This is a genomic window from Streptomyces sp. NBC_01497 (assembly GCF_036250695.1).
In the GTDB taxonomy this organism is placed as follows: domain Bacteria; phylum Actinomycetota; class Actinomycetes; order Streptomycetales; family Streptomycetaceae; genus Streptomyces.
Window position 1 is genome coordinate 3,638,752 of the sequence record NZ_CP109427.1, and the last position, 14,517, is coordinate 3,653,268.

General features: G+C 72.6%; 13 protein-coding genes and 1 pseudogene. All 14 read right to left on the bottom strand.

The window, feature by feature from the left end:
* Window positions 1–91 precede the first annotated feature (91 nt).
* Window positions 92–579, bottom strand: a pseudogene (locus tag OG310_RS15510) (cupin domain-containing protein); the annotation flags it as partial.
* Between the two features lie 37 nt (window positions 580–616).
* Window positions 617–1,264 carry a response regulator transcription factor gene (locus tag OG310_RS15515; RefSeq protein ID WP_329456470.1) on the bottom strand — a complete coding sequence of 216 codons (648 nt, stop codon included), beginning with the start codon at window positions 1,262–1,264 and terminating at the stop codon, window positions 617–619.
* Window positions 1,265–1,281: 17 nt separating this feature from the next.
* On the bottom strand, window positions 1,282–2,631 hold the full coding sequence (locus OG310_RS15520) for a sensor histidine kinase (protein WP_329456471.1): 1,350 nt from the start codon (window positions 2,629–2,631) through the stop codon (window positions 1,282–1,284).
* A gap of 54 nt (window positions 2,632–2,685) precedes the next feature.
* Window positions 2,686–3,483 carry a hypothetical protein gene (locus tag OG310_RS15525; RefSeq protein ID WP_329456472.1) on the bottom strand — a complete coding sequence of 266 codons (798 nt, stop codon included), beginning with the start codon at window positions 3,481–3,483 and terminating at the stop codon, window positions 2,686–2,688.
* A 447-nt stretch (window positions 3,484–3,930) separates the two neighbouring features.
* Complete coding sequence (locus OG310_RS15530; protein ID WP_329456473.1) at window positions 3,931–4,848, bottom strand: alcohol dehydrogenase catalytic domain-containing protein; 918 nt, start codon at window positions 4,846–4,848, stop codon at window positions 3,931–3,933.
* A 1-nt stretch (window position 4,849) separates the two neighbouring features.
* Complete coding sequence (locus OG310_RS15535) at window positions 4,850–5,866, bottom strand: BadF/BadG/BcrA/BcrD ATPase family protein (protein WP_329456474.1); 1,017 nt, start codon at window positions 5,864–5,866, stop codon at window positions 4,850–4,852.
* On the bottom strand, window positions 5,863–6,909 hold the full coding sequence (locus OG310_RS15540) for an SIS domain-containing protein (RefSeq protein ID WP_329456475.1): 1,047 nt from the start codon (window positions 6,907–6,909) through the stop codon (window positions 5,863–5,865). The genes OG310_RS15535 and OG310_RS15540 overlap by 4 nt, the downstream gene beginning before the upstream one ends.
* Window positions 6,910–7,280: 371 nt before the next feature.
* The gene (locus OG310_RS15545; RefSeq protein ID WP_329456476.1) at window positions 7,281–8,078 is read right to left on the bottom strand and encodes a GntR family transcriptional regulator; all 798 of its coding nucleotides are present in this window, start codon (window positions 8,076–8,078) and stop codon (window positions 7,281–7,283) included.
* An 84-nt stretch (window positions 8,079–8,162) separates the two neighbouring features.
* Window positions 8,163–9,140 (bottom strand): NAD-dependent epimerase/dehydratase family protein, encoded by a 978-nt coding sequence (locus tag OG310_RS15550; protein WP_329456477.1) that lies wholly within the window; start codon window positions 9,138–9,140, stop codon window positions 8,163–8,165.
* A gap of 5 nt (window positions 9,141–9,145) precedes the next feature.
* On the bottom strand, window positions 9,146–9,952 hold the full coding sequence (locus OG310_RS15555; RefSeq protein ID WP_329456478.1) for a sugar phosphate isomerase/epimerase family protein: 807 nt from the start codon (window positions 9,950–9,952) through the stop codon (window positions 9,146–9,148).
* Window positions 9,949–10,758 carry a ThuA domain-containing protein gene (locus OG310_RS15560; RefSeq protein WP_329456479.1) on the bottom strand — a complete coding sequence of 270 codons (810 nt, stop codon included), beginning with the start codon at window positions 10,756–10,758 and terminating at the stop codon, window positions 9,949–9,951. The genes OG310_RS15555 and OG310_RS15560 overlap by 4 nt, the downstream gene beginning before the upstream one ends.
* Before the next feature lie 97 nt (window positions 10,759–10,855).
* Complete coding sequence (locus OG310_RS15565) at window positions 10,856–12,535, bottom strand: hypothetical protein (protein WP_329456480.1); 1,680 nt, start codon at window positions 12,533–12,535, stop codon at window positions 10,856–10,858.
* Window positions 12,536–12,570: 35 nt separating this feature from the next.
* A complete protein-coding gene (locus tag OG310_RS15570; protein WP_329456481.1) occupies window positions 12,571–13,467 on the bottom strand; it encodes a carbohydrate ABC transporter permease in 897 nt (298 codons plus the stop codon).
* Entirely contained in the window at window positions 13,464–14,480 is a 1,017-nt protein-coding gene (locus OG310_RS15575) for an ABC transporter permease (RefSeq protein ID WP_329456482.1), read from the bottom strand. Before OG310_RS15575 ends, OG310_RS15570 begins: the two co-directional genes overlap by 4 nt.
* Between the last annotated feature and the right edge of the window lie 37 nt (window positions 14,481–14,517).

A 14,517-nucleotide genomic window follows, 5' to 3' on the forward strand; every position in this document is an offset into this window, starting at 1 on the left:
CCGGCCGTCCCCCGGCCGTCCCCCGGCCGTCCCCCGGCCGTCCCCCGGCCGTCCCCCCGGCCGTCCGGGGCCGCTCTCCGGCCGGTCTGGACCGGGCCCCCTCCCACGCCGGACTGTGCAGGAAGGAGGTGTCGTAGATCTCCTGCACATCGAGCAGACTCTCCGGCGCGACCTCCCCGTAGGCGACGCGCTCCAGGTGCCGGAAGTACGCGAAACGCTCCACGCCGGGGGTGATGACGATGAGGAGGTCCGCGATCTCGCCGGGCGCGGCGCCGAAGGTGTGCGGGACGCCCGGGGGGACCACGACGAGATCTCCCTTTCGCGCTGTCACGATCTGCTCGCCGGAGCGCAACTGCGCGGTCCCGTCGAGCAGGTAGAACAGCTCGGCCGAGTTCGCGTGCCGGTGCGGGGTGGCCCGGGCGCGCCCTGCCCGAGTGTGACGCGCTGCGTGGACAGGGCTCCGCCGGTGCTGCTCGCGTCGGCGAGCAGCCGGATCGCGGTGGGCGCCTTGCCGACCACTTCCGCGTCCGCGTCGCGCACCACGACGGACGCGTCGGCATCGGGGCGGATCAGGGACATCTCCGCGCTCCTTGGCTGTGGTCGCCGCTCCCCGCGCCTACTGGTGGTCCAGGTACCGCAGGACGGCGAGGACCCTGCGGTGACCGGGCTCCGACGGTGTGAGGCCCAGCTTGGTGAAGATGTTCGCGATGTGTTTCTCCACCGCGCGTTCCGACACGGTGAACTCGGTCGCGATGGAGAGGTTGGATCTGCCCTCCGCCATCAGCGACAGCACCTCGCGCTCGCGCGGGGTGAGCGCGTCCAGTTCCGAGGCGCGGCGGCTCGCGCCGAACAGCTGCGCCACCACCTCCGCGTCGAGCGCGGTGCCTCCCGCCGCTACCCGCTCCAGCGCGAGGACGAACTCACCGATGTCCACGACCCGTTCCTTCAACAGGTAGCCGACCCCCGCCCCGCCGTCGCCGATGAGCTGCGCCGCGTACTTCGTCTCCACGTACTGCGAGAAGATCAGCACGCCCGTGCCGGGTGCCGTGCGCCGGATCTCCACTGCCGCTCGCAGCCCCTCGTCGGTCTGCGTCGGCGGCAGCCGGATGTCCACCACCGCCGCGTCCGGGCGGTGTTCCGCGACGGCGGCGAGCAGGGCCGTCGCGTCCGCCACCGCCGCCACCACTTCCACGCCGCGCAGGGCGAGGAGCTGGGCGAGCCCGTCCCGCAGGATCGCGGAGTCCTCCGCGATGACCACACGCATCCCGGCGGTCCTCCTTGTCAGCGGTAGGGGAGCAGAACGGTGACCACCGTAGGCCCACCGACAGGGCTGTCGCAGCGCAATGTGCCGTCCACCGTCCGCACCCGGGCGAGCAGCCCGCTCAGTCCACTGCCCGCGCCCACCTCGGCCCCGCCGCGTCCGTTGTCCTCCACGCTCATCAGCAGCGCCCCCGCCGCCCCGAACATCCTGATCGACACGGCGGTCGCGCCGCTGTGCTTGACCGTGTTGGCGAGCGCTTCGGCCGCGCAGAAGTACGCGATGGACTCGATGGCCGGCGTGGGCCTGCCCTCCAGACCTGTGTCCAGTTCCACCGGCACTCCGCAGTCAGCGGCGAGCGTGGCGAGGGCGGTCTCCAACCCCTGGTCGAGCACCGGCGGGTGAATGCCCTTCACGAGGTGGCGCAGGTCGGCGACGGCCTGCTTCGCATTGCCCTGGGCCGTCTCGACGACCCGCAGCACCTGCTCGCTGTCCGCGCCCCCGGTCACCAGCTCCCTGATCATGGTCAGATGCATTCCGAGCCCGACCAACCGGGCCTGCGTGCCGTCATGGAGATCCCGCTCGATCCTGCGGAGTGTGGCCGCCGCGTCGTCCACCGCGAGAGCTCGGGTCTCCTCCAGGGTGCGGATCCGCAGATCCGCCCGGTCCGGGCCGAGCAGCGAGGCCAGCAGCAGCCGGTGCGGGACCAGCGCGTTCGCCACGAGCCACCGGGCCGAGAGAAGCAGCAGCACGCCCACCACCGTCGGCACGGCCGCCAGGGGCCAGTCGTCGAACACCACACCTTCCACCATGAGCCCCACATGCCGCACCGAACCGTCCCCCGACCGCACCGTGATGTAGTCCCACCTCCGGATGACGGGCATGAACACGAGCAGCGTCCCGTGCACATAGCCGATGACCACGGCCACCGGCGGCAGCAGGCACGTCACGGGGGCGAGCAGCGCGCACCCCACCGCGCGCCAGCCCGCCCGGCCGCCCAGCAGCGACCGCCGCCAGGCGAACGCGCCGCCCTCATCTCGGGCCTCCTGCGGCCCCTCGCCACGGCCTCGCCCGCCGCTCGGCCGCCCCCGTCGGCCCGCCGCCTCGATCCGCACCCCCAGCAACCCTCCCGTCAGGGCTCGTTGGACATCACCGAGCGCGAGCGCCACACGGACGCCGGCCGCGATGACCCACGTGCCGAGCGCGGTCCACGACAGTGCCCCGCCCAGCAGCAGGGCCGTGAGAACGGCCAGCGCTCCAATGACGGCCAACGGGAGGGCGAGGACGGCGTAGAGCAACGCCGCCGCCCTGGCGAGGACCCCCACGCGGGGAGCTGTCCGGCGGGGCGGGAGCAGTCGACGGAAAGGCTGCATGGGATTCACCCTAGGCCGCGACGCCCGGACCGTGCAGGGGCCTCGGGGCGGCCTTCACAGCTGGTGGATGACGGGTATGGACAGCACCGCGCACACCGCAGACACCCCGAGGGCCAGGGCGACGGCCCGCCCTCGGTGGAGGTCCATGGTGCCGGAACCGGCTGCGGGAGCGGAGCCGGAGACAGGGGCGGAGGGAGCGGCGGAGTCCGGGACGGAGGGGCCCGCGTCGGGCCCGGGACGGAACCCGGACGCCGGCCCGCTGAGGAGCGCGCGGACCAACTGGGTCTGCAGCGCCGTGAATCCGCGCATCACCCACGGTGTGAGGAAGAGGAACGGCACCCCTCCGCCCAGCCCGTGCACGGCCCACGCCCCCGCGAGCGACGGCCCGCCCCACGAGTGGGCGAGACTCGCGGCAGTGGTGTCGGGCCGCAGTGGATAGCCGATGTTCATGACGACGACCGTCCAGAAGTAGCCGGATACGACGACAGCCACCAGATTCAGCGGGGCGCTCAGCACGGCGTGCACGAAGGCGAGCGGCCCCGTCCGCCCGGGCTCCGGCACCTCCGCACCGAGCAGGGAGCGCGCCAGCCCGCGCTGCAGGCGCCCGGCGGGGCCGCCGACCAGCGCGAGCGGCACGCACAGCAGGCCCACCGGCAGGGCGAGCACGAGATAGGCGAACCGGCGCCAGGTCGCGGCGCGGAAAGGCTCCTTGAGGATCCGCACGAGGATCCCTCCGAAGGCCTGCGCGGGAGTCCGGTCGCCGGTGCGGCCCACCTCGGAGGAGCCCGGTCGAGCGGGACGAGCGGGACGAGACGAACGGGTGCGGGTCGGGTTCTGCGTGATGTTCTCCATGCCTCAAGGTTCCCGGCCCGGGGCTCCCGGTTCGATCGTGCCAGCACGGAAGTCGGTGGTTCGGTTTACCCCACCCCCGCGTCAAGCCAGCGCGCAGGCCCACCGCGCAGGCCGCGCCGCGTCACGTCCCACCTGCCTCGGCCGCCGCCATGTCGTGCCGCTGTCCCGTCCGGTCACCACCGCGCCCACCACCACTCCGGGCCGTCCGTCGCGCGCGGCTCCGAGCGCGGTGTACGTACGGTCGGCACGCACAACGAAGGGGCTCGCGCCGCCGCGTACCGCCGTAGCCCGCAGCACGTACCGCCGCAGCCGCCGTACCGCCGTATCGGCGTGCTCGCCGGCGGCGACGGGTCTTCGCGGGGGAACCCGGCCCCGGCCGGCCCGCCCCTGCCGGCGGGGGACAGGCCGGCAGGGGAACAGGCCGGCGGCACCCCGGAAACAGCCGCGTCAGCCGCTCTCCCCCACCACCACGCACTTCACGAACCCCGGCGCCCGGTCCACCATCAGCCCGAAGCCCCGGTCCACCTCGTCCAGGGCGACCCGGTGGGTGATCAGCGGGGCCAGCGTCAGCCGTCGTGCAGAGATCAAGCCGAGGCCCTCGGACAGGGCCGCGAGGTGACGGTGGCGCTGCGGGGTGAAGCCGTTGACCAGCGTCACACCGCGGTACCACAGCTCGACTTCCAGCTCGCGCGGGCCGCTGTGGTGGTAGCCACCGATGCACAACGTGGCGTGTGCAGAGGCGAGTTGACCGGCCCGACGCAGGCCGGACGCCGCGCCGGTGAACTCGACGACCACGTCGAACGACCTCTCCTCCGCGTCCTCGGGCGCACAGACTTCGTGTGCGCCGAGGGACGCGGCGAGCTCCCGCGCGGCGGGTACGGGGTCCACGCCCACCAGCCGGGCCGGTGCGTGGGTGGCCGCGGCCTGCAGCGCGATGAGCCCCATGAAGCCGAGCCCGACCACGGCGACCCGCTGCCCGGGACGCAGTCCGCTGCGCGACAGGGCCTCCAGCACGCAGGCCACGGGCTCGCCGAGCACCTCGTCGACCGCCACGTTCGCGGGTACGGGCAGCAGTGCGTCGGCCGGTACGTTCACGGAGTCCGCGTACGCCCCGGAGGCGAACCCGGTGACCGCCTCGCCCACCCGCCAGCCGTACACGCCGCTACCCAACGCCGTTATCTCGCCGGACAGTTCGTGGCCGAGTCGGGTGGGCGCACCTCCCTTGTGGCCCTTCCACGCGGGAAGTTCGGACGAGCAGATGCCGGAGACCACGGTGCGTACGGTGACCTCGCCGGGGCCCGGCGGGGCGTCGGGCACCTCCACCGTCTCGCTCGTACGGGCGGACACCACGTGGGACCAGCGCATGTCAACGACCTCCGGAGCGGACGAGGGGCAGGGCGAGGGGCAGGGCGAGCGCGATCGCCCCGCGCACCGGGGCGGCTTCCAGCAGTACGGGGGCAACGCCGGGAAGAAGTTCCCCGAGGCTCGCGGCGAACGCGTCATACAGGCGGGGCTGGCGGCCGATGACGCCGCCCGCTGCGACGACGGCGTCCACCCGGGCGCCCCGCTCGGCCAGCCGGGCCACGAGCCGGGCAAGTGCGCGCCCGCCGTCCGCGATCACCCCGCGCGCGAGCGGGGAACCGGCGTCGGCCGCCGCGAACACGGCGGGCGCGTGCGCGCCCCAGGTCTCGACGCCGCCGTCCCAGCTCATCGCGGCGGCGAGTTCGTCGAGGCCGGGCTGCGCGAACGACGCGAGCAGCACGGCAGCGAGCGGATCGACGTCACCCCGGCCCGCCCCGTCACCGCCACCGTCGCCGGGCGCGTCGCCGGGTGGCCCGGCCGCGTCCGCCGCACGGAGCACCGAGCGCGCCGCGTCCCGTACGAGCGCGGAGCCCGAGCCCTCGTCGCCGAGCACCCAGCCCCAGCCGCCCGCCTTCAGGTACGCGCCCGTCTCGGCGTGGCGTCCCACGGCGATCGAGCCCGTGCCCGCGACGACACCGACGCCGTGCGCGAACCCGGCTGCGGGGACGAGCAGTTCGGCGTCGTTGAGGACCGCGACCGGGACGTCGAGGAGCGCCCTTAGCGACTCCGCGAGCCGGCCGCACTGTTCGGGCGACTCGCACCCGTGGGCACCGACCGTGACCGCCGCCACCGGCCGGCCCGCGCCGGCGGTCACCTCGCGGACCCGGGAGCCCAGCCACGCGGCGGCGTCCCGCAACGACCGGGTCTGCCAGCCGTCGCTCGACACCGTGCGCTCGTCAAGCACCGCGCCGCTCACCGCGTCGGCGAGGGCGAAGGCCGTCTTCGTACCGCCGGTGTCGACCCCCACGACGAGTGGGGCGCCCGAGGGGGCCGCTCCGTCCGCCGTCGCCCGGCCGCTCATGCGAGCGTCTGTTCGGTCTTGGTGTCGTCGCTCTCGAAGACGAACTCCTCGATCTCGACGCCCCTGCTCGCCGCCAGCGCCCCGGCGAGGCGCTGTACGACCGCCGTCTCCAGGACGGTGCGCACGGCGAGCGGCACGTCGTCCGGTACGGGCGCGACGAACAGCGAACCGCCCGGCACGTCCTTCGCCGACAGCGGCACGGCCGTCACCGCGAGGGTGAGGTGACCCGCGGCGGCGAGCGTGCGGGCGAGCCGTACCTCCCGGCCGTCCCCGACGACGACGTGCAGGGTGCGGCCCGCCGACTCCATCGCGCCGTGCAGGTAGTTGCGGGTGACCATGGCCGCCGCCGGGACCCGGCACACCTCGCGCAGCAGCAGGGCGCCCTCCTCGGCGACGGACCGCGCCGCGCCCGCGCCGACGAGGTCCGCGGCCACTGCGCACGACGCCCGGCCCGCGATGTCGTCGACGACCGCGCCGACACCTGCCTCGTACCGTTGAAGGCGCTCGCCGATGCCCGCCCACGCGGCGCTCGCGGTGGCGAGCGGCACCCCCGCGAGGGCCTCCGCGATCAGCGTCAGTCCGATGAGGGTGCCGGTGTAGCCGATGGTCGAGGCGTAGGAGTCGGGCTCGCTGCCGAGGTCGATCACCCGGCCCGCGGCGGCGGCGAGCGGCGACGGCGCCGTGTTGACGAGCGCCACGCTCCGCTCCCGGCCGACGTGGCCGAGCGCGTCGAGCGTCTCGGTGCTGCGCCCGGACTGCGAGACCCCGACCACCAGGTCCGCGTCGTCGGTGGCGGGCCGCGGGCCGAGGTCGCCGGCGAGCGCGCGGCGCGCGGGGACGCCGTGTTCGGCGAGCAGCCGTACGGGCAGGGCGAGCGCGGCGTGACTCGCGCCGATGCCCACGAACAGGGGCCGCAGCGCGTCGAGCGGGGCGCCGAGTGCGGCGATCCGCTCGGCGACGCGGGCGGTGACACGTTCGAGAGCCGCGGGCTGTGACGCGCGGCCTTCCAGGTAGGGAATGGTCCCTTCGGGCACTACGGACACGGGGGAGTTCCTTTCACGGGCGGACGTTTCGCCGCCGGCCGTGTCCCGGGCGCGGGTCGCGCGCGGGGTCGGCCGTGGCGGCGGGCGGACCGGTCCCGATGCGTTGGTGGGAGGTGGCGCGGTGCGTTGTGGCACCGGTGTACGGGAGGGACGGTGCGTACGGAGGAACGGTCGGGGCGGGACGGCGGCGGGCAGCCGGCGAGGGGCCGGCACGGCGTACGGGCGCCGGTACGCCGGCGGCCGTAGGTGACCGCCCCGGCGCGGACACCGCCCCGGCCGGTTCGGAGCCGGGCACCGAGGGTGGCGGGTCCGGCCCGGGACGGCCCGGCCCGGCGGCGTGGCCGGGCCGGGTCAGCGGGTGGCGGGCCCGGTCAGAGGGAACCGCCGCGGACGAAGGCCGTCCGCAGCCGGTACCGGTCTCCCCGGTAGGTGATCGTGGTGACGAGGACGGTCCGGCCGCCCGCGTCCGCCATCGTCTGCTGCATCACGAGGACCGGGTCGCCTGGCCCCAGCCCGAGGTGCTCCGCCAGGTCCTCGGGACAGCCGCGCGCCTCGATCATCGACTCGGCGTTGACCGGTTCGCAGCCCGCCGCCGTCAGCTCGGCGAGCATCGAGGAGCGGGAGAAGTCGGTCTCCGTCAGGTGCGGCGCGAGGCCCAGTACCACCCGCGACGCGTCGATGCCGATGGGCAGGCCGTCCAGCAGCCTGACCCGGTCGAGGCGGAACAGTTCGGTGCCCGCGGCGACCCCGAACTCGTCGGCCTCGTCCAGGCTCGCGGGCCCGGTGGCCGAGCGCAGCACGCGCGACGAAGGGACCAGCCCCTTGCGGCGCGCCGTCTCCGTGAACGACTCCAGGGAGTTGGGCCACTCGCGGTCGGCGCGCTCGGCCCCGGCCGCGCGGTCCTGGCGTGCCGATTCGCCCGCCGCGTACCAGCCGCGTCCGTGCGAGTTGCGCAGTACGCCCTGCTCGCCGAGGTGCGTCAGGGCGCGGCGCAGGGTGACCCGGCTGATGTCGAGCTGGGCGCACAGCTCCCGCTCGGCGGGCAGCCTGCGGCCGGGTGGCAGCGTGCCGTCCGCGACGCGCTGCTCGATGACGGCGGCGGCCTGCACCCACAGGGGTTCGTGGTGGTCCACGGTGAGGGGCGCCGTGCCTTCGGGCGTCGTGTTCACCGCTGACCGTTCCTTCCCTGCCGCCGTCGGCGCCGTCGTGCCGCGCCACGGTCCATTTTTCCACCACGCGCGCACCCGTGGGGCTCAGTCACGGTGATCCCCGGCCAGCCGGTCGAACGCGGCGTCGACGTCCTTGTTGACGCGCCGGCGCGCCGGGTCGGCCCCGTACCACCGGAGTATCTCATCGGCGCCGCGCGCGAACGGGACGGCGGCGGGCAGGCCGGGGGCGAGGCGGTGCAGCTTGCTGTTGTCGTACACAAGGGAGTGCCGGAAGTCCTCGGTCAGTACGGGCCCCATCCAGGCGATCTCGCGTCCGATGTCCTCACTCGAACGGTGGACGAGCAGCGGCTCGACACCGGCGGCGCGGGCCAAGGCGATGTGGATGGCGTCCCAGGTCATCGGGGTGTCGTGGGTGATGTGCAAGGACTCGCCGGTGAGGCGGTCGTCGCCGAGGACCGCGCACAGGGCGCGCGCGAAGTCGCGTGCGTGCAGGAGGTTCCACAGCGAGGTGCCGTCACCGTGCACGACGACGGGCAGGCCGCGCCGCCAGCGGTCGACGACGGTCCATCCGGCGAGTACGGGCACCACGCTCTCGTCGTAGACGTGCGCGGCGCGCACGATCGTGGCCGGGAAGCCGTCCCGGTACGCGGCCTCGACGGCGACCTCGCACTCCAGTTTCAGCCGGGGGTAGTCGAAGTCACCGGCGCGGCGGGCGGACGACTCGTCGAGAGGCAGCCGGGGCGCGGGGCGCGCGTAGACGGAACCGGTGGAGATGAACACGTACTGTCCGACGCGACCGGTGAAGCGGGCCACGTCGGCGGCGACATGGTCGGGGTGGTAGCCGATGAAGTTGACGGCCACGTCGAACGTCTCGTCGCCGAGCACGGCACGCACGGCCGCGTCGTCGCGCAGGTCGGCGTGGAGGACCTGGACACCGTCGGGCACCGGGCGGCCGGTGGCGGTGCCCCGGACGAGGACCGTCACCTCCGCGTCGGTGGCGACGAGTTCGCGCACGACGGCGGCGGAGATCACCCCGGTACCGCCGAGCAGGAGTACACGCATGGGGATCACACCTCTCCTCGGGCAAGGCCCCGGCCGACGAGATGGTCGTAGGCGCGGCCGAGCAGGTCGTACATGTCGTGGTGCGAGCGGTCCATCTCCACGATGTTCCAGCGCACGTGGGGGTTGGCGCGGGCGGCGGCGTCGACGTCGACGACGCCTTCGCCGAAGGGCACCATGTAGTCGCCCATGCCGAGCGCGGGCCCGTCCTTCAGGTGGACGGACTCCAGGCGCGCGCCGAGACCGGCGGCGACGGCTGCCGGGTCCGCGCCGCCGGTGTGCGCCCAGTAGGTGTCGAGTTCGATCCTGACGGCCGGGTCGAGCGCTTCGAGCAGCACGTCGTAGGCCGTCCTGCCGTCGAACACGGCCCGGAACTCGGCGAAGTGGTTGTGGTAGGAGACGCGCAGGGACCGCGCGGCGGCGTTCGCGGCGCCTTCGTTGACGCGTTCCAGGCCGCGCAGCATGGTGGCGCGGTCGGTGAACTCCTCGGGTTCCAGGCTCCATACGAGGGTGTCGGCGCCCGCCTCCTCGTAGGTGTCGAGGATGGCGTCGGCGTCCTTGCCCGCGGGGAACGGCGCGTGCGCACTGCACAGGACCAGCCCGAGGGCGGCGAGCCGGTCGCGGACCGCGCCGGGGGCGTGCCCGTAGAGGCTGATGGTCTCGACGGCCGGGTAGCCGAGCGCGGCCACCTTCGCAAGGACGCCGAACAGGTCCCGGGACGCCTCGTCATGCAGCGACCACAGCTGGGCCGCGATCGGCGGCGGGGACGCGGGTGCGGACGCCGGTGTCGGTGTCGGTGTCGGTGAGGGGGTCATGTGCCTTCGCCCTCCTCGTGGGACGGTGTCGCGGCCGCCGCCGGACGAACGGGTGCAGTGGCGCGCGCCGTCGGCGAGCCGATCGTCCGGGCGTTGCCCAGCGGCCACCGCGTCGACCAGCTGTCCACCTCGCTCTCGTCGTCAAGGCCCGCCGCCCACAGCACGGCCTGGCGCACGAGCTGCCGGAAACCGGGGTTGCCCCAGGCGCGCGGGTCGTGGCCGAGGGCGCTGTAGACGACTCGGCCCGCGCCGTGCTCGCGCACGTAGACGAGGGGTTCCGTGCTGCCGTCGGCACGCTCCCGCTCGGCGAGGACACGGACGTCGTCGGCGTACTGAAGGACGTAGAACTCGTCGTCGATGGCGAAGTCGTCGAGGTGCCGGGTCACCGGATGGGCGGCCGTGACGCGGACGTCGAAGCGGCCCTCCGAGCCGTTCGCGCCGTGCGAGAGGTACCGGGAACCGATCAGCCGGTGCGCCGCCGCGTCCGCGTCCAGGCCGCCGGGGCCGAACCCGAACAGGTTGCTGGCGTGCAGGGCCACGACGCCCTTGCCCGCCGCCACCAGGTCGGACAGCGCCCGCTGCTGCGCCGGTGCGAACGTCGTCGACGAGCGGTAGAGCACGTACACGTCGGCCTCGGCGGTCGCGGGCAGCGGGTCGGTGAAACGGTCCACGCCCACCGCCCGTCCGGCCGGCACGCCCGCCTCCAGGACGATCTCCTGGAGCGCCAGGGCGGCGCCGATCAGGTCGTGGTGGAGGTCGGTGCCCTCCACCACGACCAGGGCCGAGGCTGAGCCTCGCAGTTTCATCGGGGTCCTCTCGGTCCTCTTGTGCGCGCGGCGGCCGGCACGTCGCCAGGGAGCCGGCCGGGCCGCGCGCGGCACGTTCGTAAAACGGGTCGTCCCGTCATGACTTCTTCGCGGACTCCGCGTACTCGCGCGCCATCTGGTCACCGCCGCCCTGTTTCCAGGTGCGCACGGCGTCCTTGAGGGACGACGCGGGCGCGCGGCCGAACACCACGGCTTTCATGGCGTCGTTCATGTGCTGGCTGAGCGAGGCGCCCTTGGTGTCGTACGTCGGCGAGTACAGGTGCACGGCCGGGTCCTTCAGGAACATCGGCGCGACCTTCGTCTGCCAGTCCCAGTTGAGCTTGTCGCCGCCGGGGGTGCCCTGCGGATAGCACAGGACCTGCGGGCCGCCGACGGTGAACTGGATACTGAGGTCCATCTCGCGCTGCCCGCGGGTGCTGACGACGGGCGTGCCGCTCCGGACGGTGTAGTCGGGGCCCTTCTGCCCGTAGTTGATGACGAGCGACTCGTAGCTGCCGAACGGCGCGGACAGGTAGTCCATGGCGCGCAGGAACCGCTCGACGCGGGCCTTCGGCGCGTCCTTCTTGATCATGGTGACCGCGTAGGCGCCGGAGTTCTCCCAGTACAGCGGCTTGCCGCCGTCCTTCTCGAACGGCACCATCATCCCGAATTCGAGGTCGTGGTCGTCGGCGACGACGCCGTAGGCGCGGTTGCCCTCCTCCATGAGGACGAGCTTGCCCGCACGGAAGAGCGCGTCGTGCTGCGTCTTGCTCATGGTCGGCGCGTCCGGGTGGAAGTACCCCGCCTTGAACAGCTTCGCGATCGCGTCCATGGACGGGATGAACTGCTCGTGCTCGAAGTACGCGACGAACGAGCCGTCGCTCCTCTTCGTCCACTTGTTGGGGACGCCGAACATCATCATCAGGGTGTTGGCGAGCGGCACCCCGCTGTCCGTGCCGCCGAAGGCGTAGACACCCGCGCGGTGGTCGGTGACGGCCTTCGCGAGGGCCGTGAACTCCGCCAGGTTCTTCGGCTGCGCGTCGGCGCCCGCCTTCGCGATCACATCGGTCTTGGTGTAGATCAGCGTCTGGAATATCGGGTCGGAGCGCGGCACACCGTAGATGCGCCCGTCGAAGTAGGCGTTGGCCCAGCCGCTCTCCTGGATGCCCGCGAGGTTCGGGTACTTCTTCACCGCGTCGCCCGCGAGGTGCTCGCTCAGGTCGGTGAACTCGCTCTCGACGAGCTGCGGGAGCCGGGACAGCTGCACGTACATGGGCACGGACACGACCTCGGGCAGGTCGTTGCCGGCGACCAGGGCCGGGAACTTCGTCTGGAAGTCGCCCGAGGGGATGAGCGTGCCCTTGATGTTGAGCTTCATCTCCTTGTTCAGGAGCTGCCAGTACGCGTTGCCCGAGACGGGCGGCGCGGGCTGGCCGTACGTCATCGCGAGGAACTCGAAGTCCTTGCCGTCGCCGACCTCGGTGTGCACACTGCGCTTGCCGTCCAGCGGGAACGACGCGTAGACGTCCATCACACCGGTCGGGGTGCCCGCGTAGGTGGGCTTCGGCGCGTTCGGCCGTACGTACGTCGGCATGGCGGCGGACTTGCCGGTGCCCGGGGCGCCACCGCCGCCGCCACCGGCGGAGCCGCCGTCGCCGCAGGCGGTGAGGGAGGACAGGGCACCGCCGCTGACGGCCGCGATGGCCGCGCCCTTGAACAGGCTGCGCCGGCTGAGCTGGGGGAGCTTTGGAAGGTGCGGAAGCTGGGACTGAGTCATGTCACTCCGTGAAGGAGGGGGCTGAACGCGCGGGTTCAGCCCTTGATGGCCCCGGTGAGCATCCCCTTGGACATGTGCTTGGAGAGGAAGGGGTACGCGCACAGGATCGGGATGGTGGCGATGACGACGAGCGCCATCTGGACGGACTGGGCGGGCACAGTCGCCTGTCCGGGCAGGGTGCTGGAGGTGGTGGTGACACTGTTCTGGAGGACGAACGAGCGCATCACCAGCTGGAGGGGCCACTTGCTGGTGTCGTTGAGGTACAGCAGCGGGCCGAAGTAGTTGTTCCAGTACCCCACCGCGATGAACAGGCCGACGACGGCGATGACGGCCTTCGACAGCGGGAGCGCCACGGAGAAGAAGATCCGCCACTCCCCCGCGCCGTCGATGCGGGCCGCGTCGAAGAGTTCCCGCGGGATGTTCTGGATGAAGCCGCGCACGATGACGATGTTGAACGCGCTGACTGCCGTAGGGATGATCAACGCCCAGTAGCTGTTGAGGAGATGGGTCTGCTTGACCATCAGGTACACGGGGATGATGCCGGGCGCGAACAGCAGGGTGATCAGGACGTAGCCAAGCAGTCCGCGCTGGAAGAGGCTGCCGCGCCGGCTCAGCCCGTACGCGGCCAGCACGGTGCACAGCAGACTGAAGGCGGTGCCGACGACCGTGACCAGCAGACTGATCACGAGGGAGCGGCCCACCTGGGTGCCGTCGAAGACCTCGCGGTACGCGGCGAACGACACCGAGTCGGGCCACAGCACGTAGCCGCCGTTGGCGTTGATCTGCCGGTTGGTGGCGAGGCTGGTGGAGACGACTGTCAGGAACGGGAAGATCACCACGGCGCATATCAGGACAAGCGCCAGGCCCCTGAGGGCGACGGCGACCGGCTTGGGCTTGCCGAGCCACGCCGGCCTGCCGTAACTGCTGCTCATCGCTGGTAGATCCCTTCCTCGCCGAGGCGGTGGGCCAGCTTGTTCGCGGCGAGTACGAGCAGCAGGCTGACGACGCCCTTCAGGAGGCCCGCGGCCGTGGCCACGCCCCAGTTCCCGTCCACCACGCCGTTGAAGTACACGTAGGTGTCGAGGACTTCGGCGGCGCCCGGACCGACCGCGTCGCGCTGGAGGAGGATCTGCTCGAAGCCGACGGTGAGCGAGTCGCCGAGGCGCAGGATGAGCATCAGGACGATGATCGGGCGCATGCCGGGCAGGGTGACGTGCCAGAACCTGCCCCAGGCGCCGGCCCCGTCCACGGTCGCCGACTCGTAGAGCTGGTTGTCGATGGCGGCGATGGCGGCCAGGAAGATGATCGTGCCCCAGCCGGCGTCCTTCCAGATGCCCTGCGCGGTGAGCAGCAGCTTGAAGGTGGAGGGGTCCGACATGATGTCGAGCCCCTTGTGGCCGTGGGTCGCGAGGATCCGGCTGATCACCCCGCCGCCGCCGAGGACCTGCTGGAACAGCGCGACGATGATGACCCAGGACAGGAAGTGCGGCAGGTAGATGACCGACTGCGCGAACTTCTTCGCCATCGGCATGGCCACCGCGTTGAACAGCACGGCCAGCAGGATCGGGACGGGGAAGAAGAGGACGAGCTGGAGGAAGGTGATCTGGAAGGTGTTGGACAGTGCCGACCAGAACGCGGAGTCCTCGAAGAGCGCGGAGAAGTTGTCCCAGCCGACCCATTCGGAGTGGGTGAAGCCGAGGAACGGCACGTAGTCCATCCACGCGACGACGCTGCCGAGCAGCGGCACATAGGTGAACAGCAGCAGGACGATGGCCGCGGGGGCGGTCATGAACAGCAGGGGCGAGTCCTGGCGCAGCCGGGTCAGCAGTGATGTCGCCCGGCGCAGGGGCGGTTCGTGGGTCGCGGGTGCGTCCGGGGGCTTCGGGGAGCGGCGGCCACCCCCGAGTGATCTCAGAGCCCGGGGCAGCGCTTGGTTGACAGCCATGCGCACCTCTCATCGCGTCTCGTCGCGTCACGGCGCG